The sequence below is a fragment of the Flavonifractor sp. An112 genome (assembly GCF_904377885.1).
GTDB classification, from domain to species: domain Bacteria; phylum Bacillota; class Clostridia; order Oscillospirales; family Oscillospiraceae; genus Flavonifractor; species Flavonifractor avicola.
In genome coordinates this window covers 1-26,908 of sequence record NZ_CAJFGT010000014.1, presented here as the reverse complement: position 1 = coordinate 26,908, position 26,908 = coordinate 1, and the positions used below count along the sequence as shown (strand labels likewise).

Annotated in this window: 18 protein-coding genes; 7 read left to right on the top strand and 11 right to left on the bottom strand. The window is 58.3% G+C overall.

Annotated features, from left to right (window positions below):
* Positions 1-76: 76 nt before the first annotated feature.
* From IHN22_RS03495 to IHN22_RS03480, 4 genes are all read right to left on the bottom strand, one after another.
* Complete coding sequence (locus tag IHN22_RS03495) at positions 77-4,603, bottom strand: hypothetical protein (RefSeq protein WP_191433486.1); 4,527 nt, start codon at positions 4,601-4,603, stop codon at positions 77-79.
* Complete coding sequence (locus IHN22_RS03490; RefSeq protein ID WP_191433485.1) at positions 4,596-6,581, bottom strand: hypothetical protein; 1,986 nt, start codon at positions 6,579-6,581, stop codon at positions 4,596-4,598. The genes IHN22_RS03495 and IHN22_RS03490 overlap by 8 nt, the downstream gene beginning before the upstream one ends.
* Positions 6,582-6,636: 55 nt before the next feature.
* Entirely contained in the window at positions 6,637-10,188 is a 3,552-nt protein-coding gene (locus IHN22_RS03485; protein ID WP_191433483.1) for a tubulin-like doman-containing protein, read from the bottom strand.
* Between the two features lie 72 nt (positions 10,189-10,260).
* Complete coding sequence (locus IHN22_RS03480) at positions 10,261-12,849, bottom strand: vWA domain-containing protein (protein WP_191433482.1); 2,589 nt, start codon at positions 12,847-12,849, stop codon at positions 10,261-10,263.
* Between the two features lie 341 nt (positions 12,850-13,190).
* Here IHN22_RS03480 and IHN22_RS03475 point away from each other — a divergent pair, with 341 nt between their 5' ends.
* The 4 genes from IHN22_RS03475 (at position 13,191) to IHN22_RS03460 (ending at position 16,100) form a co-directional block, all read left to right on the top strand.
* Positions 13,191-14,549: an NCS2 family permease gene (locus tag IHN22_RS03475; protein ID WP_191433480.1), complete on the top strand. Its 1,359-nt coding sequence runs from the start codon at positions 13,191-13,193 to the stop codon at positions 14,547-14,549.
* A gap of 96 nt (positions 14,550-14,645) precedes the next feature.
* Entirely contained in the window at positions 14,646-15,275 is a 630-nt protein-coding gene (locus tag IHN22_RS03470) for a TetR/AcrR family transcriptional regulator (protein WP_087188728.1), read from the top strand.
* Between the two features lie 148 nt (positions 15,276-15,423).
* Positions 15,424-15,909 (top strand): hypothetical protein, encoded by a 486-nt coding sequence (locus IHN22_RS03465; protein WP_191433479.1) that lies wholly within the window; start codon positions 15,424-15,426, stop codon positions 15,907-15,909.
* A gap of 8 nt (positions 15,910-15,917) precedes the next feature.
* On the top strand, positions 15,918-16,100 hold the full coding sequence (locus tag IHN22_RS03460) for a hypothetical protein (RefSeq protein WP_087391235.1): 183 nt from the start codon (positions 15,918-15,920) through the stop codon (positions 16,098-16,100).
* 208 nt (positions 16,101-16,308) lie between these two features.
* Here IHN22_RS03460 and IHN22_RS03455 read toward each other — a convergent pair whose 3' ends face one another.
* From IHN22_RS03455 to IHN22_RS03425, 7 genes are all read right to left on the bottom strand, one after another.
* Positions 16,309-17,142 (bottom strand): hypothetical protein, encoded by an 834-nt coding sequence (locus IHN22_RS03455; RefSeq protein ID WP_191433477.1) that lies wholly within the window; start codon positions 17,140-17,142, stop codon positions 16,309-16,311.
* Positions 17,143-17,258: 116 nt separating this feature from the next.
* Positions 17,259-17,909 carry a TIGR01906 family membrane protein gene (locus tag IHN22_RS03450; protein ID WP_087188724.1) on the bottom strand — a complete coding sequence of 217 codons (651 nt, stop codon included), beginning with the start codon at positions 17,907-17,909 and terminating at the stop codon, positions 17,259-17,261.
* 4 nt (positions 17,910-17,913) lie between these two features.
* Positions 17,914-18,564 (bottom strand): lysoplasmalogenase family protein, encoded by a 651-nt coding sequence (locus IHN22_RS03445; RefSeq protein ID WP_191433475.1) that lies wholly within the window; start codon positions 18,562-18,564, stop codon positions 17,914-17,916.
* Positions 18,561-19,241, bottom strand: coding sequence for a TVP38/TMEM64 family protein (locus tag IHN22_RS03440; protein ID WP_300985344.1), 681 nt, complete (start codon positions 19,239-19,241; stop codon positions 18,561-18,563). Before IHN22_RS03440 ends, IHN22_RS03445 begins: the two co-directional genes overlap by 4 nt.
* A 366-nt stretch (positions 19,242-19,607) precedes the next feature.
* A complete protein-coding gene (locus IHN22_RS03435) occupies positions 19,608-20,456 on the bottom strand; it encodes a metal ABC transporter permease (protein WP_087188721.1) in 849 nt (282 codons plus the stop codon).
* Positions 20,456-21,226 carry a metal ABC transporter ATP-binding protein gene (locus IHN22_RS03430; protein WP_191433472.1) on the bottom strand — a complete coding sequence of 257 codons (771 nt, stop codon included), beginning with the start codon at positions 21,224-21,226 and terminating at the stop codon, positions 20,456-20,458. The genes IHN22_RS03435 and IHN22_RS03430 overlap by 1 nt, the downstream gene beginning before the upstream one ends.
* Positions 21,223-22,143 carry a metal ABC transporter substrate-binding protein gene (locus tag IHN22_RS03425; RefSeq protein WP_191433470.1) on the bottom strand — a complete coding sequence of 307 codons (921 nt, stop codon included), beginning with the start codon at positions 22,141-22,143 and terminating at the stop codon, positions 21,223-21,225. Before IHN22_RS03425 ends, IHN22_RS03430 begins: the two co-directional genes overlap by 4 nt.
* 225 nt (positions 22,144-22,368) lie before the next feature.
* On the opposite strand from IHN22_RS03425, the gene glgB reads away from it, so the two are divergent.
* From glgB to argH, 3 genes are all read left to right on the top strand, one after another.
* Positions 22,369-24,144 (top strand): 1,4-alpha-glucan branching protein GlgB, encoded by a 1,776-nt coding sequence (gene glgB, locus IHN22_RS03420; RefSeq protein WP_191433469.1) that lies wholly within the window; start codon positions 22,369-22,371, stop codon positions 24,142-24,144.
* Between the two features lie 141 nt (positions 24,145-24,285).
* Entirely contained in the window at positions 24,286-25,506 is a 1,221-nt protein-coding gene (locus IHN22_RS03415; RefSeq protein ID WP_087188717.1) for an argininosuccinate synthase, read from the top strand.
* A 94-nt stretch (positions 25,507-25,600) separates the two neighbouring features.
* Positions 25,601-26,908, top strand: a 1,308-nt coding sequence (gene argH, locus IHN22_RS03410; RefSeq protein ID WP_191433467.1) for an argininosuccinate lyase, incomplete at its 3' end; no start/stop codon positions are given.

Below are 26,908 nucleotides of genomic sequence, written 5' to 3'. Positions count from 1 at the left end.
AACAGCGCTTTACAATGATAAAGAAACACACCCCCTGTACAGCAAATTGCCGTACAGGGGGCGTATTTTCACTACCTTAAAGGGGCTTTTGCTTGTCGGTGAAAGGAGTTTGACCGGGCAGCTGCACGTCGGTGGAGAGCGGATACCGGGCCAGATATTTGTTGAAGCCGCGGCCATACTCGTCATCCCGCATACGGGTGAGCAGCTCCTCACGCTTGCCCAGAGCCCGTTCGCCGATGAGGTAGGCATATTGGATCTCGCCCCATTTTGCCATGCCCTCATAGATCTCGATTTCCTGGGCTTTGCCGTACAGTTTCAGGATGGCTTTGCTGTCCCAGTTGAGGTATTGCCAAATGTGGATCAGCTCATGGGCGATTGTCATGGTGGACTGCATCCGGGGCGCGCCGTTTTCCACCAGTATGGTATAGCCCTTTTTGTCCCGGATGGCTACGCCCAGCACCCTGCCGTCGCTCTTTCCGGTGGGAACAAAGCGTTTGCCCAGCCGCCGATGGAGCTTTTGCGCGTTGACCATCTCCACCCGGACCGACGCCGAAATTTTAGCGCCGTAGAAGATCTCCAGGTTTTGCACCACGGTTTGGTAGATGGCCCGGAATTCCTCCTCGGTTTTCACTGCCGTTCTGCTGCAGGTAATACAGCGGTCTCGGCCGTCCGAGAGGATCTCGTACTCGGTTCCGGTCAGCTCTACGCCGCAGAAGTCGCAGCAGCGGCTGCCGTCCCGCAGGATATCCTGGCCGATCCGTTCGGCGGTGTCCCGGCCCGCCCGGGCCTGCTTGAGCTCGCTGTTGCCGAAGCCCAGGGCCTCCAGATAATCTCTGGTGCCCTGTACGTCGATCTGTTCCGGCACCTGGGTGCCGCCGTAGAGCAGATAGCAGCGCAGGTGGTAGGGCTTGCGGGAAATGGGGCTTCCGCCGCCGGCCTGTACCTGCTCCGGCTCAAAGTGAAGGGTGTCCTGTTCGGTCGGGGCAGGAATTTCCTGAGCAGGAGCCGGGGTGCCGGTTTCAGCATCTTCGGCAATTTCCTCGGCAGGAACATCCTGGCCGGAACCTTCTTCGTCGGTATTCTCCTCATCGATATCAACATCAGGAGCAGTGGGTTCCTCCTCGGCGGGCGGTTCCTCTGGAAGGGGAGGGGTGGATTCCGGTTCAGCAGCAGGAACATCCTGGTCGGAAACCACTTCGTCGGAGCTCTCCTCGATGGCAGCATCAGGAACAGCGGCTTCCGCCTCGGCGGGGTGGTCAGCGGACGGCTCCTCTGGAAGGGGAGAGGTGGGTTCTGGCTGTTTTGTCACAGAGGTATCGTCGGGAGGTGGGGCTTCGGTACCCAAGCCTCCCGGAGCGGTGCTCATGAGAGGCGGCATGGTGTTTTCCTTGGGCTTGCGGTGGAACAGCTTCCGGAAGAAGTTGCCGATCTTCTGGAACAGCCGTCTGAAGAAGCCCTTTTTCGGCTGCGGCTCTTCCTCGGCGGGAGGTGCGGTAAAGTCGGGGGGCTCCTGGGCGGGAGGGGGATTCATACTCAGTTCCATTGCCTCCATGTGCCAGTCCAGATAATCGCAGAGTATGGAGAAGATACGGTTGAGGCTGCGCTGTACCGTGACCAGAAGGCCCAGGTCCAGCTGACTGTCCTCAATGATGTAGATGCACCCGTCCTCCAGCTCCGTCCCGTTTTCACCCTGAAGGCTGTAGGTGGTGGGAGCAGCAGCTTCACCGGGCATGACTGCAGCGATGTAGGGCTGATTTTCCGCGAAGAGGGTGCGGAAGATCTCGTTGAAGAGGAGCGCCACCGTGCCGCAGATCTCCTTGGTCAGCATACCATCCCGGTCCGGCAGGGTAATCCGCAGCAGCTGCTTGGCCTGATAGACCCGGTTGGGCACGCCGTTGATAGAGACCACGCTTCCCCCGGCGAAGTTGTTGTATTGATCCAGCTTCCAGTAGGCCGGGGTTTCCACCCGAATGTCGGCGTACTGCCGGACGATGTGCATCCCGGCGATGTCCATCTGGTCGCCCATGGCCTCGGAATCCACCACGTTGGAGAGGTAGTAATTCCGAATCTGGCGGTAAGCGGGACGGCCAGTGATGTGGTCGGCGGCGCGGCGTACCAGCACCTGACCGGCGCTGGTGACCCGGAGCATTTCGTAGTACTTGCCGCCGAAGGTGAAGAACTGGCCGGGCAGGTACTTTTGGAACACATGGCCCCGCAGCTCCGCGCCCAGGTAGTGCTTCTCGCCCTTTTCGTCCTCGGCGATGTAGCCGGCGTTGCGGAGATCGCCCAGCACGATGGAGATAAACTTGGGATCTGTGATGGAGTACAGCAATTCCATCCGGCCCTGCTCCAGGGAGTATTTCTTTTTGACCTGCAGGGTATCGATCCCAAAGACGGTTTCAGCCTCTCCGTGGGAGAAGACCAGACATTCGTTGCCAGCTTTGTCAGTGCGGCTGATACCGCGGCTGCCGCAGTACAGGCAGATGTTATGCCACAGGCTGTGGGGCAGTTCTCCTTGGTCCATGTCTCCCAGTATCAGCTCCTGCTGGATGTCCGCCTCTTTGACCGGCCCGGTGCTCATCCGCAGGCAGAGCCGCAGGATGATATTGCGCTGGGTGGAGGCATAGTCGGCCACCATATAGGGGATGGCCTTGGGGTCAGCGTTGAAAATGCCGTCATTCTCCAGCATATAGTCCTTGAGCAAATACTCCGGCGAGATGATGTTGACAAAGCCCTGGTTGCGGGCCCGGGTGGAGAAGAGCCGCTTCATCTCGAACATATTGTTCCCCTCATCCTCTACGGTGAGGAAGTGGTTCTCCCGGATCCGGGCATTCCACAGGTTGGGGGTGGTCTGGAAGTATTCGTCCATGGCCTCCTGGGAGGTGGGCAGCTCCGCATAGTGCAGCAGATCATAGTAGTACTGCTTGGCGATCCAGTGGATATCCACCACCGGGAAGCTGTCGCCGCCATACCACTCGGTTACAGGCACCTGGTTTTTCAGCGCGGCGAAGGACAGCTCGGTGCCTACGCCCAGATAGCGGGAGAGGTTGGGCAGCAGGCGGTGCTGCAAGTGGTCGCCATCTCCGTCCCAGCACATATAGGAGGAGACCCCCTTGTGGTGCTCTGTGGCGGACACCTCGGTGAAGCTGGACAGCAGGATATGGGACAGGGCATCTACCAGGCCGTCGCAGTTTTTATCGGTGGAGCAGAAGGTGATCTGCTTTCCGTCCTGGCGGCAGCGGCGCATGATGGAGTTCAGACCGATCTGGGCAGTGGTCACTAGCTTGGAGGGTTCCACCACCACCACGAACTCCACGTCCTGGAAGAAGGCGTCGTTGGCCTCATGGAGAGCCAGGTCGTGGACGCTGGAGCGGCTGATGATGCCCACATCCAGCGCCTGGGGGGCGTCGGAGAGCGCGCCGATGTTCCACATACCCGGAATGTTGGAGATGGAGGCCAGACCCTCCTGGCACCAGGCAATGATGTCGTCCTCCACAGAGTGGCGGCCCAAAATAATGAGTACCTTCTTGCGGCGGAGCATGACCCGGTTCATGGGGTAGAACACATAGGGGATAAGATCGTAGTAGAAGGGATTGTTGAACAGGATACTGCGCTCCTGCAGCAGCTCCAGACCGGAGGCCAGGTAGTTGTGGTCCAGCTGAAGGCCGCTGTGCACCTTCTTCCGCATAAAGCGGCCGTAGGCCTCCACCTTGGGGTCGTCGCTCTGCTCCAGCTGCTGGAGCAGGGCGTCGTTGGTCCGGGCTGCCAGCAGACCGGAGTCCACCGTGGTATTTTCCGCCCCCAGCTTGTCTCCAAACAGCTTGGAGAGCACCTTCCGGAGCAGGACATAGTTGGTAACGCTGTTGGCGTGGTCCGCCTCGCCGGTAAGGTAGCTGGTCAGCTCCTGGCGGTCCAGTCCATCCGCGAAGAAGTAGATCTCGCCCACAATGAGCAGGCCGAACACGGGATAGAAGGGGACAGAGAGCAGGTCGTTGCGATAGAGCTCGCAGGAGAAGAGCACCAGTGCGGCGGACAGGGTCATGGCGGCATAGTACATGGTTTTCAGATAGGTGCGGGCCTGGCCGAAGTGGCTGCGGACATACCAGAAGGAACTCTCCTCGTCCTGCTCATAAAAGAGCTCCGCGCACAGGTCGTGGAGACTACCGCCGGATTTGAAGACCACCTGGAAGATGGAGATCAGGATCCGTTTCAGCAGGATGTGGACCAACAGGATCAGGGTATTGCCCACAAAGAGCAGAATATAGGCGGGGTCCACCGTGTCCAGCAGGTGGGCCAGGGCCGCACCCATATTTTGCAGCAGTTCGCCCAGCCAGCTCAAGGCGCCGTCCAGAGCCTGAGTCAGCTCCGTTCCGGCGCTGCTCAGGAATCCGGCCAGCAGTTCCATCAGCGTGAGGAGCCACTGATTGATCCACCCAAGGAAGATGATAAGCAGGACGCAATATACCAGTGTCAGCACCGGCATGGGGAACTGCCGGTCCCGAACGGCACGTTTCAGATTAGCCTTTTTATTCAGAAGGGCCAGCAGGAGGAAGGGAAGCAGTACCAGCAGAAGCCATACCAGCCGAATGATGGTCTCAATCATACAGCTCCTCCCTTCTGATGGTGATGCGAGTGATAAAGTCCACCGGCACCTGGATGGTGCTGCCGGGCTGGAGGAACTCGATCTGACGGCGCATACCCTCGGTGTAGGGCACGGGATAGGAGAAATCCACCGTCCGGGTAAAGTCATAGGTATATGCGCCCACCTGCTCCGCCTCGCCGACGGTCCAGCTGTCCACGTATACGCCGAACACTTCCCGCAGCTCCTCCCGGATCCGCCGGATGTCCGTCATGTGCTTTTTCAGGACACGGACCTTCTGACTGTCCGGATCGCCGCTTTGGTTGCGGAAATTCAGGACCTGGAAGCCCCGCATCATGTTGCAGGCGTGGCTGAGATAGTGGGAGTACTGGGCCGTGGAGTGGTCCAGATCCATAGAGATCCGGCCCATCAGATCGTTGTAGTCCCGAAAACGCTTCCGGAGTGCGCTCCGCAGGCAGAACAGGCAGATCACGCCCACCACCACCAGGGCAGCGGCGGCGCCGCCCATGAGGATGAGGGTCCAGAAGCGGCTCTCATCCTCAGAGAAATTGGACAGCAGCAGGGGCAGAAAGCCCAGCAGATATAGGACCAGCACAGTCAGACCCAGCGCAACGGTGGTTCCCTTGGTCATACGGGTCTCGATCTTGCGGTGGATGGCCTTGCTGTGTTCCTCCATCTCCCCCTCATATTTGTCCATGTGGAAAAAATCTGGGGTGTCGGTGGTCACCATGTTCAGTTCCTCTTCGTGGGTGTATTCCTGAACATCCTCCACCTGAAATTCATTCAGGTTCCAGGCCCGGTCCAGATCCACCTGGTTGAGCCTGCGCAGGTCGGTCACCGCGCTCTTCAGGGCACGCCGGGGCTGCTTGAGCAGCCGCTGCAGGGTGCGCCGGGAGGTCATATAGGTGCCGGTCCATTTGCTGGCCTCGTCCTCCGGACAGTCGGTGGCCAGGCCCAGCTCCTCTGGCTTGGAATAGAGGTCGGTGCGGTCGATCTCCTGGGAGAACAGCACCGGCACGTTGATGTTGGCGCAGAAGATCTGCTTGGCGTCCCGGTCACTGAGCCGGGCCTTTTCCGTGGACTGGATCTGCTGGATGTGCTGGGTCAGCAGATCGCTGGTGTTGGCCAGCTTGGCATCGTACTGAGCCAGCAGCATCCGAAGGGCCTGTTCGTTGTTTTCACAGCCCAGGCGAAAGACCCGATTGGGCTTGAGGGCACCGGAGGGGGTCTCATTGCAGGAGAAGATCAGCAGGACATACAGGAACTTGATATACTCAAACCCGTAATCCCGGTGCTCCTTGGGCAGAATGTCAAAGAACAGGTAGCGCATTTTGTCAAAGTACAGGTTCCAGTCGTAGAACCTGGAATACTGGATGTCCTCGTTGGGCGTCCAGGCGGTGGTGATATCGCTTTCCTGAGGACAGTAGGTGCGTTTTGCGATACAGATTACTTCCTGTGGCCGGGAAAAATTCAGCTTTTCCTCTCCGATGATCTGCTGGCGCAGTTCCTGCTTGCGGATACTCTCGGCGAGATACTCGGCAAATTCAGGGTCGTCGGAGGCGTTGTTTTTTCCCCGGGTCACCAGGGGACTTTCGCACAGGTGGGTCATAAGACGGGTCAGCGGCTGCCGGGCGGCCTGTTCAAAGGCCTGGAATTTGGCCTGACGGAGCCGATCCAGATAGGTGTGCTGCGGCGCGTCCTCCTCCGGCCCGCCGGGGTCGTAGGGGGGCATCTGGAAGGGAACGATATCAAAGGGGTTTTTATGGTCCAACCCCTGCTCGTCACACACCACAACGGCGCGCCACTCCTGGTGTCCGGCCACACACTGGGCCAGTTTGGGAACGGAGTCGGCCAGCGTGGTCTCTTCCGGAAACCAGGGACAGAGCGACAGACGCGTCTCGTCGATAAACGGCTGGAGGAATACACGGCACTTTTTGATGTTGTCGATGTGCTCCTGTTCCGCGATCACGACTGTGAACAAATCCTCTCACCTCCGTTTACCAAGCTTTTGTTCAGTCGGTGTCACGCAAAAGCTGTTAACGGAGGCGGGCTCTCATTTCTTCCAGAGCCTGCTCATAGTCGTCGGGCTCGGGAGCGGTGGAGAAGCTGGCCCGCACCCGCCGGTAGATGATGTCGATTACCGGATTCTCCGACACCTTGCCGCCACGGTTCAGGGTCTCATACTGCTCAAAGTTGTCCACCATGAGCATGAACTGCTTCTTCAGCAGGTCGCAGAGCAGGAACTTGGCGTCGTTGGGGTTCTCCCACTGAGCCAGCTCGTCCTTAAAGGTCTGGATGACCGCATTGACCAAGCCGGAGATCTCATTGACAAAGCGCAGGCTGCTGGGCAGGGAGTTGTAGTAGGCGATGGGGATCTCAAAGAGGCTGGTCTCCCCATCGTGGAGAATGTCCAGATGGAACTCCGCCAGGTCCTTGGCAAAGGTGGTGCCGGCGTAGTTGGAGTTGCGCACCTTATCCCGGGCCCGCTTCTTCTCCTTGATCTTCTCCATATCCTCCACCACAGCGGGGCTGATGTACAGAGAGTCCAGGATCTCGTAGAACTCATCGCACAGGGTGCCGTTGGAGACGATCATATCCACATAGCGCTCGTCGGAGTTTTCGTACTTGTAAACCTTCTTGCCGCCGGCGGCGGTGGAGATGAAGCGATAGGTGATGACTTTGTGGATCAGACCATAGATCAGCGCCTGGTGGATCTTCATCATCTGCCGCTCCTGGAAGCCAAAGTCCAGCTCGGGCATGGCGGACAGGGAGTCCCAACGCTTGTCGATGTGGGTGGAGATGAGGGAGTTCTTGGTGGAGTCGGGGCCGATATTCCGGGAATAGGTCACATAGGCGTTGTGGTACAGTCCCGCGTTCTTCACGCCGGTCTCCGACTCGCTGTAGCAGGAGAACTTGCTCAGCTTATCGGGGGTCAGGTTGTACAGGGCGTTGAAGAAGTGCAGCTCATAGCGGGAGATGGTGTCCACCGCCGAGCCCTTGGGCAGAAGGTCAGTGATGCGGTAGGCCCGCATATCCAGCAGGGACTTGTTGTAGGCGCTGAGCTTGACCTCGCGGGCCTCCTCGTTGCGCAGACGCTGGATGCTGGGGGCGGCCAGCCGCTCGCCCATGGCGATGACCTCGCAGATATGGCGGACGTTGTCCTCGTTGGTTACCTTGTCGATGAGCTTCTTGCTGCTGTCCTGCATCTCCTCACGCATTTTCAGGCGGGACAGAAGCCGGTTCTCCAGAGCGATGGCCTCGATGATGTTCACGTCGATGGCGTCGCACCGGCGGCGTACATCCTTCTTGAAGTAGCCCAGCAGGATGTCGTCAAAAATATCGATGCTCCGGTCGTTCTCCACGATGTCGGCGTTGCGGATCTCACGATCAAAGGACACGTTGGACTTGACAGCGTCGAAGATCTGACCGTTGAGATCGGACTCCAGCATGGAGCCCTCCTCGCTCTGGTGGGCGGTGGAGCGGACCAGCTCATTGAGCAGGTCACGGGTGGCGCAGACATTGTAGGTGGAGTCGCCCTTGCGGAACTTCAGAGCGTCCACCATATCGTCCTGCCGGCGCTCCAGGGCCTGCACCTTATCGCCAAAGGAGAAGAAGAAGCTCTCATACATCTTGCACAGGTCGTCCAGGTACTCCGAACCGAAGGTATAGGCCTCCAGCTTGGCGGTGCACTCACCGAATTCCCGGATGTGCTTGTGATAGTCGGGGAAGAGTTCGTTGAGCTTTTCATAGAACTTGTTATCCCCGCCGGAGAACAGGGGGATGGCCTTGCGCTTGTCGGGGTCCTGCTCCGCCGAGCACAGATCGTCCAGGTTGGCCTCCACCCGCTTGGTCTTTTCGTGATCGAACATACCGGTGTCGTAGGCGTCGGGGGCGTACAGCTCCAGCCGGGGCAGGATCACATTGTGCAGGGTGGAGGTGGTGGTGCGCACCCGCTTGTCCATCTCGATCTTGGCCTGGTAGAGCATATAGCGGGCGGCGTTGGGGTGACACACTTCGCCGAAGGCGTTCTTCAGCAGGAACTCCAGAGTGCAGGGGCGCTTTTCGTTGATGGTCTTGTTCTCGTTCATGAACAGGGCCTCGGCGGCGTTGGCGGCCACCTTCTTGGCCCGGGAGCGCAGCATGGCCTCATAGTTGCGCAGCTTGTCCTTGTTCTCCACCGCGTGGCCCCGGTTATTTTCGTCTTCATAGTCGATCTCGGTGGCCAGGGCATTGGCGGCGTCCCGGGTGGCCCGGATGGCGGAGTCGGTGGACAGGGAGGCGATCATCTCCTCATCCACGGCCTTAAAGAAGTTTTTGATCCGCTTGTCCGCATCGCTGAGGAAACGGGCGTTCAGATCCTTGGAGAAATTGTCGGTGGCGGTACGCAGCTTGCCGGTATATACCTCGCCGCGGGTGGGAATCTCGCTCTGGGACAGGCCCTTCTTGATGGCGTCCTGCTTGGCCACATCATAGGCGTGGTCGTACTTGGACCACTTGGCCACGTCGCCCTCGCCGCCGATGCTGTCCATGGCCCAGCCGTAGGCAATGTAGTCGGCGATATCCTCATAGGGATAGCGGATCACGCCGGCGCCGATGCCGCCGAAGCGGTTGCGGCCCAGGTTGCCGGGGTTGGACATCTCCTTGATGATGTTGTCCTCCACGGAAAAGGCGTTGGCCTGCATGGGGCCGATGTTCTGCTCATAGAGGGCCTGGGCGGCCTGGGCCTTATACTGCTCCAGGTTTGCCATGGTGGTATCCTCGGCGTTCTGGCCGTCCATCAGGAAGCAGAAGTCGAAGGGCAGCAGGGACAGGCGCTTGAGCTCATTGGTGCCGGGATTGGCAAAATCAATGTGCAGATCCTTGTAGCGGCTGAGATCGCTGTCGCCCACGTCCATAAAGCCGGAGCCCTTCATCATGAAGGCGTTGATCTCCTTGATGGTGGCGTAGGCGTTGCGGCGCTGGCTCTCCCGCTCGGCGGTGGAGTCGATGACGCTGTCCAGGGTCTCGGGCAGCAGGATCACCGAGCGCACGATCAGCGAGGTGTTGGGATATTTGGTGTTAACATAATCCCGGACGATCATGGACAGCGGCAGGATGATGCCCGAGCCGGTGCCGCCGGAGGCGGTAGAGGCAATGACAATACGCATGGCCTGCTTGAGGGCCTTGCCGTCCTTGCGGAACAGGTCGTCAATGGCGTCATACAGCGGTTTCAGCTTGCCGGTCTTGATGGTGGCGTTGAGGGCCAGACGGGAGATGGCCCGCACCTGACCGGCGCCCTCGGAAACCGTCTTGTCGTACATGACGGCGTTCTTGGGGAACCAGTTTTTCAGAGCGTCCTGATCGTAGTCCAGGTAGTCGCCCACGGTCTGGGTGTTGGAGGTCTGGACATAGTAGATATGGGCGCTGCTTTTGGCAATGTCGGACAGGTCGTTGACGTTGGTGTCCAGACAGACAAAATTGATGTTTTCCTTTTCGCCGGGGCGGCACATCTCGGCCACCCGTTTGACGATGTTGCAGCCGGTGCCGCCAACACCGATAAACAAGGTGGGCGCAGCTACGACGTTTTCCTTGATGATCTCTTTGCTCATGTCATTCCCTCCTGATGATCTGGTATCATACTCCTCACTGCTGGAATGGATGTTTTACGATGAGATGGGTGCTCATTTGAACTGGAGCTGGACCGACAGGGTAAAGGATTCGCCGGTGATGGTCTCACCGATGAAGGTGCAGGTAGGTTTGCCGCCGATCTCGAAGTTTGTGGCAGCCGACGGGCTGGGGATCTGCTTGCCGTCCAGCACCCAGATGATCTCGTTGCCCTCCTCCGACTTGACCAGAGTATGGGTGCCGATGGAAAGGGAGGTAAGGGCGGCGGTATTGGAAGGGGAGATAGTCGTGACCAGCGCCCGGCGGCGGTTGGATTTGACCCGCCGGGGGGTGACGGCCTGAAGCTGAAGGGCAAAGCCGCCCTTTACCAGCGGTGAGCCGGAGTAGGCCGGGGTGGAAACCTGGATGGAACCCCGCTTTTTTCCGCCGCCGGAGTAGTTGCATTTGGCTGCGCCCTGAACCATTTCGCCGTCTACGGTGAATACGGTTTGGGCGCTGTTGACGGTGATTTTCTTGGGCAGGATCTTGCGGCTGAGGTAGAAGAGGATCAGGGCGATGATCAGCAGAATGATCAGGGCGATGATCAGGTAGCGAAGCCACAGGGGATAAGTGCTCAGCTCCACCTGCTTGGTGCCCTCTGCCGAGATTTCCCTGCCGATCTGGTCGTTGGTGACGGCGCGGACCCGGAGACCGTACTTGCCGGAGACGGCGTGTTCATCTCCTGCGATGTGCAGGGCATAGGCCGACTCTCCCGGCAGGGGTTCCTGGGCTACGGTCAGCCCGTCTGCCTCCACGATGAGGGTGGTGGCGGCCAGCTGCTCATCTGTCATGGGCTGCCCGCTGAGGGACAGTTTCACCAGAATGGGATCGCTGTTCTCCAGGTCGGCGATGACAAAATAGCCGGGACCTTCAAATTCCATGGCCAGCTGATAGCTGTCATCTTCCAGGGTAAAGTCCCAGGCGGCCTCATTGCTCTGGGCCGTGACGCCGAATTCATCGGTATAACTGGCGGACAACGTCATGTGGTAATCACCGCAGTTGGTGGCCTCCGCCGAACCGGCATAGCGCAGATAGAGGGCGCAGTTGTCGCCATCCCGGATCAGCTCGTACCCGGCGTTGCCGCCTTCCAGCGCGGCGTTGAATTTCACCTGCTCCAGAGCAGCCCCGGTAAGCTGGGCTCCTTCATAGTAGACCTGAACCTGACAGGGGGTATCCTCCAGAGTGGAGAGCGCGTAGCTGTCCTGTCTGCCGGACACCTTGAGTTCCAGAGAACCGGCGGGGCGGGGGGTGACCTGGAAGCCGCCGGAGGGCCAGCCCAGCTGACTGCTGTCCTTGGTAATGGAGTAGCCGCTGAGGTACGAGACGTGGATCTTTCCGTCCAGCACGTCCCCCTCTTTCAGTTCCAGAGCCACCTGGCCGCTCTTGTCGCTGGTGACGGTCTGCTCCTTACCGTTGATGGTGTAGGTTACCTCGTAGTTGGTGGTACCCAGAAGGGCAGAGGTGGTCATATTGCCGGTTTTGTCCACCAGCCCGTAGTTGATGTAGTACGTGCCGGGGTAAAGCTCGGAGGAAGAGGTGATGACCGCGCCGCTCTCATCGGTGAGCTGGGCCACCAGATCCACATCGGGCTCGTAGTATACGCTGACGTTGCTTACGTCGCCGGAGTAGCTCAAAGAATAGGTTCCGGCCTCCAAAGGCGTATCATAGATGGCGATATAACCGCTCAGGCTTTTGTCAATGCCGAAGGAGCCGGAGCCGATACCGCTGCCGGCGCCCTTCTCGCTGTAGCGGGGACTGTATTCCAGGCTGGGGTTGCCTACCGATACCCCGGAGGCATCCTTTAAAGTCACGCCGCTGATGTTGCTGCCCTGAACGAACAGAATGAGCTTGTTCATGGATACATCAAAGCTGATCTGATTGCCGGAGGCGGTCAGCTTGTCCCGGCCAAAGATCATGTTGCACATATTGGTCAGCTTGCTCAGTACGTCGGCACTGTTGGCGGCCTTGTCCGCGTAATACTGATACTGACCGTTGCTGGTCACTGTGGGCATGACTGCAACGGAGTCAATTCCCAGATAGAGCACATTGGCCGATTTATTGTACTCGGTGAGCACTTCGGACAGGCGGGCAGAGGTGGCGGACCCCAGACCGGCGCCATTTTCATAGAACTCCGCGCCGTCGGTGAGCACAATGAGCCACTTTTCATCGGCGGTGCTGCGCTGCAGTGCCTGATAGGCGTCTCCGATGGTCTCGATAGGGGTATCTCCCGCGTGGGGGGTGTACATATCCCGGATGGCAGAGATATCGCTGCCGCCGGATACAGTTACCGGGGACTGGCTGGTATAGCTCTTCCCGTTGGCGGTGACCTCATACATGGGGAACACCTGAAGCACATCCCCCTGATTCATCATGGAGGCAAAAACTTCAATGGCATAGGTTGCCCGGCACCAGGCCTTGTTTCCGCTCATGTACATGGAGCCGGAGTTGTCAAATACAATGGCGATGGCGCGGGAGACGGAGTTTTTGGCCGAGCCGGACGCTCCTGCCGTTCCCACTGCGGCAGAAAGCAGCAGAATCATTGCCAGCAGCCCGGATAAGATTCGTTGGACCCAGGCTTTGGGATAAAAGCGCGCAGTTTTCCCCATGGACGTGTCCTCCTCTTATGTTCAGCCCTATATCACACACATAGCAAAGGGTTTTGCATTTATCTCCAAAATTCCGCATGAAAACCCAAAATTCGACAATAATTATATCTCTTGGAATCATGATGTGTCAAGGAACTAGGTAAATCGCGCATACAAAATTTAAGCAAAATGGCAGACAGCATCGGCGACAGTGGTTGGCTAGCTTCTGGCCGGAGTATGGGCGGAGCATTCAGGGTTGTAGCAGAGGAACGGCTGGTGTATGATAAGAAGGTGTGTGGAAAAGGCAGACGGAGAGGGCCTGCCTTTCCTGCGGAGCATTGTGTGATGAAGGGGAGGAACAAATGGACAGAAGGTTTCAGATTACGGCCCGGGGCAGTACGGTGCGGCGCGAGATCGTCGGAGGTATTACCACCTTTTTTGCCATGGCCTACATCATTTTTGTCAATCCCAATACGCTGTGTGCCAACGTGGGCACTCAGGCCCAGCCCTTTTTCCCGGCCATGCCGGAGTCCCTCTGGGGACCGGTGCTGGTGGCCACCTGTGTATCGGCGGCCATCGGCTGCTTTCTGACCGGACTGCTGGCCAATCTGCCCTTTGCGCAGGCGCCGGGGATGGGCCTGAACGCCTTTTTTACCTATACGGTATGTCTGGGAATGGGCTATACCTGGCAGGAGGGACTGGCCATTGTACTGCTCAGCGGCTTGCTCTTTCTGGCCTTTACCCTTTCGCCGCTGCGGGGAAAGCTGATTCGTGCCATCCCTGACTTTATAAAGCACGCCATTTCGGCTGGAATCGGATTGTTTATCGCGCTGATCGGACTGCTCAATGTAAAGGTGATCACCCTCAGTGGCACGGTGCCCGCACTGCAGCTGTCCACCCTGGTAGACGGACAGCGGGTGTGGAATGTACAGGGGCTGCTGGCGCTGGCAGGGCTGCTGCTTACCGCTGTGCTGATGGCCTTCCGGGTCAAGGGCGCGGTGGTGCTGGGGATTGTAATCACCACTCTGGTCGGCCTGCCGTTGGGCGTGACCCAGATTCCCGAGACAGTGACCATGGAACACATTACTTTGGCGCCGGTCCTGTTCCAGATGGATCTGGGGGGTGTGCTGGAGAAAGGGCTTCTGCCGCTGCTGACGGCGGTCATCAGCTTCGCGATTGTGGACTGCTTTGATACCCTGGGGGCGCTGGTGGGCCTGTCTGCCAATGTAGGGCTGAAGGAAGGAACGGAAAAGCGGAGCGAGCGGGCTCTGGTTGCCGACGCTCTGGCTACCTGCTGCGGGGCCTGTGTGGGTACCTCCACAGTCACCACCTTTGCCGAGTCGGCGGCAGGCATTGCGGAAGGCGCACGCACCGGTCTGAGCTCCATAGTGGTAGGAGTCCTGTTCCTATGCTCGGTGTTTCTGGCGCCGGTGGCTGGGATCATCCCTGCGGCAGCCACGGCCCCTGCCCTGATCATCGTAGGCGTGCTTACCATGCGCAGCGCTGCATCTATTCCATGGGCCGATCTGGAATGCGCTGTTCCGGCCTTTCTCACCATCGCGGTCATACCCTTTGCCTATTCCATTTCTGACGGGATTGCCTTTGGCCTGATCAGCTATTGCCTCATCAAGCTGCTGCGTGGAAAGGGAAGAGAGGTTTCCGCCTTTACCTACGGTATCGCAGTGATCTTTGCGCTGAAATATGTGCTGGCAAATTTGTAAGCCGGGGCGGTGGATTCGTTTTTTCTTGTACATCCAGTTGGGATATGATAAAATAAAGATAAAGATAAAAAGTTGTTTTTATCTGGGAGGTGCGGAATGCCGAAAGTCGCCTACTCTGAGGAGGAACGAAAGCAGATTCGTCAGGCGCTGGTCACCACGGGGCTGGAGCTGATGACGAGGCAGGGAATCCAGCACACCACAGTGGAGCAGATCTATACGGCGGTGGGGATTTCCAGGACCTTTTTCTATTCCTTTTTCCCCACCAAGGAGGATCTGATTGTGGAGATGCTCTATCTCCAGCAGCCCAAGCTCATTGCCTATGCCCAAAGTCTGATGGACGATCCTGGGCTGAGCTGGCGGGAGGGTGTCCGGCAGTTCTTATACACCTGCTGCTATGGTGAAAAAAACGGCATCGCGGTGTTGTCTGTGGAGGAGCAGCGGCTGATTTTCCGGAGACTGTCGGAAGAAAGCTATCGGACCTTTCGGGACAAGCAGAGGGCGCTGTTCGGCAGCCTGTTGGAGTGTTTCGGGGTCAAAGCAGACCCGGCCAGAATCGGGCTTTTTACCAACCTGAGTCTGTCTGCCATGATCATTTGCCGGGCCATACCGGAAACGCTGCCCCTCTTTGCCCCGGAAGCGGCCCAGCAGACCATTGCGTTTCAGATCAATGCCATTGTGGACTGCCTGGAGCAATTCAAGCACGAAGCGCCGGCAGACGGTGTGTAACACCTGTCCGTCTGAGCGGAACCATTTGGCCTTCTGTTCAGGCGGACTGTTTTATAACGTAAATAAATATAAAAATATAAAAATATCTTTATTTTGCCTGGCTGACGGCGGAGCCGTCCCAAAATAAAATGTGCAGGAGGAAACAGCTATGGGATTGTTCAGCAAATTGTTCAAGGGACCCGAGGTAGATATGGAGAAGAGCAACGCCAACGCAAAAAAGATGCGGGCACTGTTTAATCAGGTGGTGGAAAACGGAGACGAGTACAGATTGATTTTCGGCTATACCGAGGATGTGAGCCGGTTCAATTACGGCTTTGTCCACGGCAGCAAGACCAAAATCGGAAACCTGATCGTGGGCTGGAACGAGGCTAGTCAGACCATCGTAGTGGTGCCTACCGTACCTGATCTGTCCGGCTGCGGGGACCCCACCTATTACCGCCGCGCTGAGATCCTGAAGGCCTACCGGAACAAGTATCCCACCGACGCCTTTATCATCTATCCGGACAAGAGAAGCTACATCGGGATCAACGCCTACGACTGGCTGGAGGATGAAAGCCTGTACGTCTATGTGTCCCAGGAGGAGGAACTGAAGGCCTTTACCGACTTCTTCCTCAACCGCTTTGCCACCAAGTGAGGCGTCCCATGCCCCTGATGGAGATTGGCGCCGTTGTATTGGTGCTTTTGGTTATCGTTATTTTGGGAAATCTGTGGTTTCACTTTGTGGAAGCCATTCTGGAGCGGATCAGGCGGCTGTTTCACCGGAAAAAGGAGCCGCCGGCGTGGCATCCCCTTCCACCAGAGCAGGAGAACCGGGAGGATCGCTGATATCCACAAAAGCCCAATCAATAAAACACCCCCTGACCTGCCCCAGTTCAACGGGCAGGTCAGGGGGTGTTTGTGCAGCGTCAGAATACCGGAATATAAGCCTCCATCATGATGGCTCTCCTCCCTCCAGTTCATCCAGACAATGGAGGCAAAACCATCCCGGACCCGGCTTGCTGGCCGGGGCTGGTACGGAGGGGTGGGGCAAAGGTCAGGAGCAGCAGCCCTTCAGCTGAGGATGGCAGTCGCCGCCGGGGGTGGGGCTGCTGGGGGGGAAGAACTCGTTGACGGGGAACTTCACATGGCGGAAGATCTCGCAGGGGTCCTCCTCGCCGCCGCCGCAGGCGCATTCCTTCTCGGGCATACAGTAGTCGTACACCGGCATAAGCAGCTGGGAATCCCGCTCCAGCCGGATGATGGAGAACTGGCCCAGGGTGACATAAATCCGCTTGCCCTGGCTGCCGCAGCACAGCTCGCTGTTGAAACAGCCACAGATACAGGGGGGCACGTCGGACAGCTCGCAGTCACAGGAGTGGCACTCGCACACATCTACCAGCTTCATGTTGAGGACGATGGGGTCCACCACCTCCACCACGGCGGTGGGCAGGTTGCTCTGGCGGAGCATCTGCTCATCCAGACCCTCCAGCGAGGTCTGAGAGGAGAAGATCTTGGCGGTGCCTTCGCTGCCGAACAGGATCACCCGCTTGTCAAAGACGCACAGGCCGCTGACCTCCACAGGCCGGGCAGCGCCCACAAAGGCGTCGGCGGTGACCCGGTAGAAGTAGCGCACGTCAACGGTGTAGAAGCCCCGGTTGAATCCAACCGGCTCCACATCGATGTACACATACAGCAGCTCGGCCTTGCCGGCCTTGATGCTGACGGCGCGCTCAATGGCCGCCTGGGAACTCTGGGTGGGATAGAAACGCAGATCTTCGATACAATCCTTATCCTTGCAGGAATCGTAGATCTTTTTCGTGTGTATGCATACGGCCTCCCGGATGCAGGCCGCATCCTGGACCGGACCGGGCATCATCTTGTCGGGCATTGCAATACCTCCTAGCAGATATTGGAGGGATAGTTCCCTTCCGCTCCATTCTATGTTTGCCCGGCCGGTTGGTGCGGAGCAAAAGGCCCGCCGTTTACACGCGGCGGGCCTGTACCTTATTTCTTTCTGCGCAGAAGGTCGGTGAGGATCAGGACGGTACAGCAGGTCAGGAGTACCACCCCAATAAGGATGGCGCAGTTGCAGAAAAACTCCTCCGGCATAACCAGGATGATCTGGTCGGTGGCGGAATCGAAGATCCAGTTGTCCTTGCCGGGGAAGAAAATGGCGTGGAAGATCACAAAGGCCCGGTTAAAATCCAGAGCGGCCAGTCCGGCCAGTATCAGCACAAGCCCACCGGCGGTTACGCCGGCCCAAAAGCCGGGGCCGTGCCCCAGCAGCGGTTTGTAGACCCATTGTTTTCCAAGCCGGAGAATCAAAAGGAGCAGGCAGGCGGCGGCGCTGATGCCCAGTACCCAGAAGTCCAGCAGGAACAGCTCCCGTACATCGGCAAAATGACTGTAGCCGGATTGGGACCAGGCCAGCTGACCGGTGCCGAAGGGCTTGCCAAAAACGCAGAAATCCAGTACCTCATCATAGGCCTCACGGATGGTTTCCTCCGACCAGCCGGTACGTTCAGGCAGATCCAGCATATCGATCTGGATGTAGTAGAACGGACGGAACAGAATGGGGACCGCGATGGAAAAACTGAGAATCAGCAGGGCCAGCAGCAGAGCGGCCAGAGCGGTAACTGCTTTGGGCAGCCGCATGGGATCACTTCCTTTTGACAGACAGAGAGATCAAAACCTGGGAGGGCAGATAGAACAGCCACATCCCCACACGGGCAAACTCCACCAGGGGACCGCCTGCCGCCGGGAACCAGGCGGACAGATTTTGCAGACCCACGCAGAGATCGCACCCTAAAAAGAGAAACAGCCCCAGGGAAAAGCCCCGGAAGGGGATACCCAGACTGAGACTTTCCAGGGCATTACAGATAAGTTGAGAGAAGTAGAAAAGGGAGAGGGCAGTTAAGCCGTCCAGCGCTCCCAGCCGCCAGGCTGTTATCAGGGCGGCGACGACCAGCAAGCCCCGCAGGGCTAGCCGCAGAGGCAGCTTTTCCGGTCGCAGTTTGGCGATGCGGGTCAAATAGAGCAGCTGCACGACGCAGAAGCAGGCTACCCCTGCCAGATACCAACGGTCCAGTACCAGCAGGAACAGGTCGGCCAGCAGGGTAAAGCCCAGGGCTGTTTTCATCAGCAGGCTGCCCCGGCCCTCTCCGTTCCCGAGGACAAAACAAAAGCACAGCAGGATGGAGAGATATTTGATTGGAATATCCCATCCGCTGTCCGGCCGGAACAGGTCCAGACTGAGGAAGGCCAGATAGAGGCAGCCCTCCAGAAGCGGAAACCACAGTATACGCTTCATTTCTTAAAGCGCTCCAGCAGCTTCTGTTCCCAGCGGTCGCCGTATTTCATACAGACCAGGAAAACGGCCAGGCCCGCCGCCCCCAGCAGGGCCATGGCCCAATAGGGGATGGCCAACACCGAGCCCCCCACCAGACAGGATGCCAGAAGGCCCCAAGGCCGGGCTATCAGCACCAGAATGCAGAACCGCTTCAGGGGGATATCGGTGAGGCCGGCCAGGATGCACAGCAGATCGTCGGGGAAGAAGGGGAAGAGAAAGGCCAGAAAGAGGAATACATCCCGCTTGCGGCGGATGATGTCCAGATATTTTTCCGACACCTTCTGGCTGACCAGCCGGTCCACAAACCGCTGCCCCAGCACCCGGGCCAGCCAAAAGACCAGGACGGAGCCCACAACTACGGCGGCCCAGGTGAGGAGAAAGGCGGGCCAGGTGCCGAAGAGCAGGGCGCCGGCCAGAGCGGTGATGTTGCTGGGAATGGGAGCCACCACCACGCCCAGCAGCTGGATCACAAAATAGAACAGATGAGAAAAAGGTGCAAAACGGGCGATGTAAGCCCGCATGGCGTCCAGAGAGCCCAGCGAGGAGAAAAAGCCGGTTTTCCAGAGCAGCAGTCCGCTGCCCCCCAGCAGGAGAATGGCAAGCAGAAGAGCCGGGAGCCATTTTGGGGAATTCTTCAAAGCGCGTCGCCTCGTCTTTCTGTGTTCTGTTCTATAGGCTACCATATGTTACGGCAGACTGTCATTAAAATTTCTTAAATTTTCCCGCAAAACGCAAAAATCCACACCCGAAGGTGTGGTTCTTGTCCGTTGGTGGAAAGGACTTATCGCTCGCTGGAGACAACTTGCTCATTGCTGCCAAAAATCAGCTCATCCACATCATTGTACATAATATTGCTTCACCTCCCGGTCTGTTGTTTGATCTGTGCTCAGTATACGCGCAAGTCTGGTAAAGAACAAGAGGAGGGAGGTAAAGCTTTAATCAAGTTTGGGGATGGATTTGGTCAAAAGCTCCGGAGAGGGGGGCCTCTCCGGAGCCCAAAACCGTTACATTCGCTTTTTCCGCAGCAGGAAGGTGATGGCAAACCACAGGGCCAGGTACAGAGTGATGGAGGCGCCTGCGGAGGAGCTGAGCTCATAGGAGGTCATGAGTCCGGCGATCCCGGCCACCACCGCAGCCAGAATGGAGATCAGATGGAACTGGCGCATATTGCGGGCCAGATTGCGGGCGGCGGCGGCAGGCAGGACCAGCAGAGAGTTGATGACCAGCAGGCCCACCCAGGTCATGGACACGGTGACCACCACGGCAATGGCCATGGAGAAGATGGCCTCCTGCCAGAACACCTTGACGCCCCGGCTGTCAGCCAGGGTGGGGTGGATGGAGGAGAGCATCAGTCCGTTGAAGGAGCACAGCCACAGCACTACCACGACCAGAAGGATGACCGCCAGCAGGGCGATCTTTCCCGGTTCCACACTGAGGATATCACCAATGAGCAGACTGTTGAATTTGGTAAAGCTGCCGCTGTCAAAGGTGGCGATAAAGATGCCGAGAGCCACGGCGGTGGAGGAGAACACACCAATCACCGTATCGCTGGCCATGTTGGACTTGCGCTGAACGTAGGTAAAGAGCAGGGCAAAGGCGGCGGCCAGCAGAATGGCGGCCCACATGGGGTCGGCCATACCGCACAGAGTACCGATGGCAATGCCGGTAAAGGCGGAGTGGCCCAGAGCGTCAGAGAAGAAGCTCATTCGGTTGGTGACCACCATGGTGGACAGCAGGCCGAACAGGGGAGAGATCACCAGCACTGCCAGCAGCGCGTTTTTCATAAAGTACATGGTGCCGGGGGCCGCCCACTCGAAGGGGAGCAGCTCCACCAGGGAATACCACAGTTCCATCAGCTGCGGCCCCCTTTCCCCAGCGCCAGATGAAAGACCTCCTGAAATTCAGGAGAGGAGAGAACCAGGTCCGGCGGCCCCACTTTGAGCACCTGGCTTTTCAGCAGAATTACCTTGTCGGCGTACTGGTCCAGGGTGGCAAAGTCGTGGGTGGACAACAGAATGGACAGGTCAAACCGGGTGCGGATCTCATCCAGCATATCCAGCAGTTGCTTCTCGCCGTCCACGTCCACACCGGAGAGTGGCTCGTCCAGGATCAGGATATGGGGCAGGGGTTCCAGCGCCAGAGCCAGCAGCACCCGCTGAAGCTCGCCGCCGGACAGGGCGCCCATCCGCCGGTCCAGCAGCCCTTCGCCGTGGACCCGTGCCAGACACTGGGATACCCGCTCCCGCAGCTTTTTGGGGGAGGGCAGGAATACCGGCCACTTGGAGATGGCGGCGGAGAAGAAATCAAATACGCTTACCGGGTCCCCACGGTCGAAGCTGGGGGACTGGGGCACATAGCCGATAAGGGGCCGGGTCTTATCGCCGCCGGCTCGCTGAAACTCAATGACGCCGGAGTGAGGGATCTGCCCCAGAATGGTGCGGAACAGGGAACTCTTACCTGCTCCGTTAGGGCCGATGAGGGCCACGATCTCCCCGCAGTGGAGGTGGAAAGATACGTCGTGGAGGACCTCTTCATTGCCAAAGTTGACCCCCAGGTCGGCCACCTTCAGGCAGCAGGAGCCGGCACAGCCGGGGCCGGAAGTTCCGTGTTTGTGTACGCTCATCCAAACGCCTCCACAATGGTATCAATGTTCTTCTGCATGGCATCCAAATAGGGCTGGATGCCCGTGCCTTTGCCGCTCATGATCATATCCAGCTGATAGACCTGACAGCCCACCTCCCGGGCGATGGTGTCGGCGGAGGCGGTAGAACCATTGACCTCGGTAAAGATGGGCATGGTCCCCAGGTCGTATTTCTGGGCAAGCTTGATGGCGTCCACGATCTCGGCCAGCTCCTGAGCGGAGGCGGTAGAACCTTCCTCTTCTTCAATGGCCTTAAAGATGGTCAGGCCCATGGCGTTGGCAAAGTATTGGAATCCATCGTGGAAGGTGACAATGGAGCGGCCCTTGTAGGGCGCCAGCGCCTCCCGCCAGCTGAGGTTTGCCTCCGTCAGCGCGGTCTGGGCGGCGCTCTCGTTCTGAGTGTAAAGGTCGCCATTGGCGCTGTCCAGCTCGGTCAGAGACTGGGAGATCTGACTCAACATGAGACTGGCATAGGTGGCGTCCATCCAGATATGGGGATCGTATTCGGCGTCGTGGTCATGGCCCTCATGGCCCTGGGCAGGCAGCAGATCCATCCCCTCTGAGCAGTCGATGACCTGAGCGGAGGAGGTGGACAGGGCGTCGTCCATAAAATTTTCCAGTCCGGCGCCGTTCATGACGATGACATCGGCCCCCTCAATGGCCTTCATGTCGGCAACGGTGAGGGTGTAATCGTGGAGGCAGGAGGTCTGCTGGTTCACCAGCAGGCTCACCTCTACACCCTCCGCGCCCTCCGTCACTGCGGTGGTGAAGAGGTAGACCGGGTAGGTGGTGGCCACGATATGGAGGATATTTTCATCCTGGGGCTGGGAGGCGGCGGGCTGTCCGCAGGCGGAGAGCAGCAGGCCAAAAGCGCACAGGGGCGCAAGCAGTTTTTTCATGTGGTTCCCCTTACAGTTGAGTAGTTTTATCATAACATCTTATTATATCGCTTTTTTCTGCCGGTGTAAAATAAAATCTTTATGGACGATTTCAAAAAAATAAACATAACAGCGTTAAAATTACTCTGTTAAGTTAATGCCGGGTGTGATATGATGGAAGTAACAGGCACCGGCGGTTTTTGAGGAACTTGTCGGAGTACATCCAAAGGAAAAGGAGTCCACAGGATGGATTATTACGCGTTTTATACCGGACAGTGCTTTGACGCATACCGCTATCTGGGGGCCCATCGGTCGGGAGAGGAGTGGGTGTTCCGCACCTTTGCACCCTCCGCTGCGGGGGTGGTGCTCCTTCATGGAGGCCGGGAGCTGCCCATGGAGCGAATCCACGACGGCAATTTTTATGAGGTGCGGGCGGAGGGCGTCCAGCCGGGGGACTGTTATCAGTACCGCATCTACCGCCGGGATGGGGGTTATACCGACCACTGCGACCCTTATGGATACGGTATGGAGCTGCGGCCGGACCATTGCTCGGTGGTGAGGGATCTGGGAGCGTATACCTTCCAGGATGAGAAGTGGATGGCAGGACGGACCGACCATCGGGAGGACCCGCTGAATATCTACGAGCTTCACCTGGGTTCCTGGCGGCGGAAACCGGACGGGAGCTGGTACCGCTATGACGAATTGGCCCAGCCTCTCATCGACTATGTGAAGGAGTGCGGCTACAACTATGTGGAGTTCCTTCCCCTCAGCGAGCATCCCTGCGATGAGAGCTGGGGCTACCAGATTACCGGCTTTTACGCCCCCACCAGCCGGTACGGCACCGCAAGGGAGCTGATGATGCTCATTGACCGGCTCCACCAGGCCGGGATCGGGGTTATTTTGGATTTTGTACCCGCCCACTTTGCGGTGGACGACTACGGCCTGGCCAAGTACGATGGTACCGCCCTCTATGAGTATCCCCACCGGGATGTGGAGGTCAGCGAGTGGGGGAGCCACAATTTCATGCACTCCCGGGGAGAGGTGCGTTCCTTCCTCCAGTCCTGCGCCCGGTACTGGCTGGAGGAGTTCCACTTTGACGGCCTGCGGATGGACGCCATCAGCCGGATTCTATACTGGCAGGGGGATGAGGCCCGTGGAGTGAACGGGGACGGCGTAGCCTTCCTGAGTACCATGAACCAGGGGCTGAAGCGCCTGTGTCCCGGCTGCATTCTGGCGGCGGAGGACTCCACCAACTTCCCCAAGGTCACCGCTCCGGCGGAGCAGGGGGGACTGGGCTTCGACTACAAGTGGGACATGGGGTGGATGCACGACACCTTGTCCTATTTCCAGACGCCGCCCGATCAACGGCCTGCCCGGCGCCACCAGCTTACTTTCTCCATGCACTATTTTCCCCAGGAGCGCTACCTGCTCCCCCTGTCCCACGACGAGGTGGTCCACGGCAAGGCCACCATTTTGCAGAAGATGTATGGTGATTATGACGGCAAGTTCCCCCAGGCCAGGGCGCTATACCTTTATATGATGGTCCATCCGGGAAAGAAGCTTAACTTCATGGGCAACGAGATCGGCCATTTCCGGGAGTGGGACGAAAAGCGGGAGCAGGACTGGCTGCTGCGGAACTTTCCCATTCACGACGCCTTCTACCACTACATGGCCGAACTAAACCACATCTATCTGGACTACCCCGCTCTGTCCCGGTGGGACTATCGGCCTGAGGGCTTTGCCTGGCTGGACTGCGGCCGGGAGGACCCCTGTGTTTTTGCCATCCAGCGTCAGGGAGACGGGGAGCGGCTGGTTGCCCTCTTTAACTTGAGTGACCAGGCCCGGCAGTACCAACTGCCCGCTACGGCAGGAGTAAAGCTGCTTTTCCATACCGATTGGCAGCGCTTCGGCGGTTCTACGCCGGAGGAAGAACAGCATAAACCCACCGGCGGTGTGCTGACGGTATGCCTGCCGCCCTATTCCGGACAGCTATATTGCATGGAATCATACAAATATTCGTAAATAAATGAATATTATACACAATACCCAAAATAATACCCAAGGAGCAAGGGAAAAATACGCATATTTATGCGATATAACACTTGCAATTTTATTTAGGCTGTGGTACACTGTGTCCAACATAAACAAACGGAGGTTTTTACCATGGCTGACATTAAAAAAGTGGTACTCGCCTATTCCGGCGGTCTGGATACATCCATCATCATCCCCTGGCTGAAGGAGAACTACGGTAATCCCGAGATCATCGCCGTGGCCGGCGACGTGGGCCAGAACGACGAGCTGGAGGGCCTGGAGGAGAAGGCCATCAAGACCGGCGCTTCCAAGCTGTACGTGATGGACCTGGTGGACGAGATGGTGGACGACGTCATCATCCCCTCCATGCAGATGGGCGCCAAGTACGAGGACTATCTGCTGGGCACCGCCTTTGCCCGGCCCGTCATCGCCAAGGGCCTGGTGGACATTGCCAAGAAGGAAGGGGCCGACGCCATCGCCCACGGCTGCACCGGCAAGGGCAACGACCAGATCCGCTTCGAGCTGGCCATCAAGCGCTTTGCTCCTGAGATGAAGATCATCGCCCCCTGGCGTGAGTGGGACATCAAGAGCCGGAACGAGGAAATCGACTACGCCGAGGCCCACAACGTGCCTCTGAAGATCAGCCGGGAGACCAGCTACTCCAAGGATAAGAACCTGTGGCACCTGTCCCACGAGGGCCTGGATCTGGAGGACCCCGCCAGCGAGCCTCAGTACGACAAGCCCGGCTTCCTGGAGATGGGCGTGTCCCCCGTGAAGGCCCCCGACGCCCCCACCTATGTGACCATCGACTTTGAGAAGGGCTGGCCTGTGGCCGTGGACGGCGAGAAGATGAAGGCCTCCGACATCATCCGCAAGCTGAACAAGCTGGGCGGCGAGAACGGCATCGGCCTGCTGGACATCGTGGAGAACCGGATGACCGGCATGAAGGACCGCGGCGTGTACGAAACTCCCGGCGGCGCCATCCTGTACCGGGCCCACGAGGTGCTGGAGATGATCACCATCGACAAGGACACTGCCCACATGAAGAGCAAGCTGGCGGTGGACTTCGCCGATCTGGTATACAACGGCAAGTGGTTCACCCCCCTGCGGGAGGCCCTGTCCGCCTTTGCTACCGAGACCCAGAAGCACGTTACCGGCCAGGTGAAGCTGAAGCTGTACAAGGGCAACATCATCACCTCCGGCGTTACCTCTCCCGAGACCCTCTACTCTGAGGACATCGTTACCTTCCAGGAGAGCGACTACAACCAGAACGACGCCACCGGCTTCATCAACCTGTGGGGCCTGCCGGATACCGTCCTCGCCCTCCGCGACCAGGGCAAGCTGAATAAGTAATTTGACATTTTCTGCGGGCGGCCGCAGGCCGTTCCTACCATTACCGTAGGGGCGGCCTGTGGTCGCCCGCAATCCAGATAGGGAGCGATCAATTATGAAATTATGGGCCGGACGGTTCCAGAAAGAGACCGATACACTGGTCAACGACTTTAACTCTTCCATCACCTTTGACGCCCGGATGTACAAAGAGGATATCGCCGGATCCATTGCCCATGCCACCATGCTGGGCAAGCAGGGCATCATTGAGGAGCATGAGGCGGAAAAGATCATCGAGGGTCTGAAGGTCATCCTGGCGGATATCGATGCCGGGCAGGTGGAGTTCTCTCTGGAGAACGAGGACATCCACATGAACATTGAGACCATGCTCACCCAGCGCATCGGAGATACCGGTAAGCGGCTGCACACCGGCCGGTCCCGTAACGACCAGGTGGCGGTGGATTTCCGGCTGTATGTCAAGCAGGAGATCCCCAAGATCATCGACATGGTGCTGGATCTGGAGAAGGTGCTCATCAAGAAGGCGGAGGCCAACCTGGAGACCGTCATGCCGGGCTACACCCATATGCAGCGGGCTCAACCCACCACCTTCGCCCACTACATGATGGCCTATGCCAATATGCTCCGCCGGGACGTGACCCGGCTGGAGGATTGCCTGGAGCGTATGGACGAGTGCCCCCTGGGTGCCGGTGCCCTGGCCACCTCCACCTATCCGGTGGACCGGTTCCAGACTGCCGCCGCCCTGGGCTTCCAGAAGCCCACCGACAACTCCATGGACTCGGTGTCCGACCGTGACTTTGCCATTGAGTTCCTGTCCGCCTGCTCCATTATGATGATGCACCTGTCCCGGTTTTCCGAGGAGATCATCCTGTGGTGTTCCTGGGAGTTTAAGTATGTGGAGCTGGACGACGCCTATTCCACCGGCTCCTCCATCATGCCCCAGAAGAAAAACCCCGACGTGGCCGAGCTGGTCCGGGGCAAGACCGGCCGAGTTTATGGCTCCCTCATCACCTTGCTCACTGTTATGAAGGGCCTGCCCCTGGCCTACAACAAGGATATGCAGGAGGATAAGGAGCCGGTGTTCGACGCCATCGACACCGTGGAGATGTGCCTGCCTGTCTTTACCGCCATGCTGGACACCCTCACCGTCCTGCCCAAGAATATGAGAAACGCGGCCTCCGGCGGCTTCATCAACGCCACCGACTGCGCCGACTACCTGACCAAGAAGGGAATGCCCTTCCGGGAGGCTTACATGATCGTGGGCCGGCTGGTCAACCTGTGCATCAAGGCAGGCGAGACTTTGGATACCCTGCCTCTGAAGGACTTCCGCTCTATCTCCAACCTGTTTGACGCCGATGTGTACCAGGCCCTGGAGCTCAAGACTTGCGTCAACGGCCGCAAGGTCTAC

Coding starts and splice junctions, on each gene's coding strand:
- IHN22_RS03495 (WP_191433486.1), bottom strand. CDS start 4,603: ATGATTGAGACCATCATTCGGCTGGTATGGCTTCTGCTGGTACTGCTT.
- IHN22_RS03485 (WP_191433483.1), bottom strand. CDS start 10,188: ATGAGCAAAGAGATCATCAAGGAAAACGTCGTAGCTGCGCCCACCTTG.
- IHN22_RS03480 (WP_191433482.1), bottom strand. CDS start 12,849: ATGGGGAAAACTGCGCGCTTTTATCCCAAAGCCTGGGTCCAACGAATC.
- IHN22_RS03475 (WP_191433480.1), top strand. CDS start 13,191: ATGGACAGAAGGTTTCAGATTACGGCCCGGGGCAGTACGGTGCGGCGC.
- IHN22_RS03470 (WP_087188728.1), top strand. CDS start 14,646: ATGCCGAAAGTCGCCTACTCTGAGGAGGAACGAAAGCAGATTCGTCAG.
- IHN22_RS03465 (WP_191433479.1), top strand. CDS start 15,424: ATGGGATTGTTCAGCAAATTGTTCAAGGGACCCGAGGTAGATATGGAG.
- IHN22_RS03460 (WP_087391235.1), top strand. CDS start 15,918: ATGCCCCTGATGGAGATTGGCGCCGTTGTATTGGTGCTTTTGGTTATC.
- IHN22_RS03455 (WP_191433477.1), bottom strand. CDS start 17,142: ATGCCCGACAAGATGATGCCCGGTCCGGTCCAGGATGCGGCCTGCATC.
- IHN22_RS03450 (WP_087188724.1), bottom strand. CDS start 17,909: ATGCGGCTGCCCAAAGCAGTTACCGCTCTGGCCGCTCTGCTGCTGGCC.
- IHN22_RS03445 (WP_191433475.1), bottom strand. CDS start 18,564: ATGAAGCGTATACTGTGGTTTCCGCTTCTGGAGGGCTGCCTCTATCTG.
- IHN22_RS03435 (WP_087188721.1), bottom strand. CDS start 20,456: ATGGAACTGTGGTATTCCCTGGTGGAGCTGCTCCCCTTCGAGTGGGCG.
- IHN22_RS03430 (WP_191433472.1), bottom strand. CDS start 21,226: ATGAGCGTACACAAACACGGAACTTCCGGCCCCGGCTGTGCCGGCTCC.
- IHN22_RS03425 (WP_191433470.1), bottom strand. CDS start 22,143: ATGAAAAAACTGCTTGCGCCCCTGTGCGCTTTTGGCCTGCTGCTCTCC.
- glgB (WP_191433469.1), top strand. CDS start 22,369: ATGGATTATTACGCGTTTTATACCGGACAGTGCTTTGACGCATACCGC.
- IHN22_RS03415 (WP_087188717.1), top strand. CDS start 24,286: ATGGCTGACATTAAAAAAGTGGTACTCGCCTATTCCGGCGGTCTGGAT.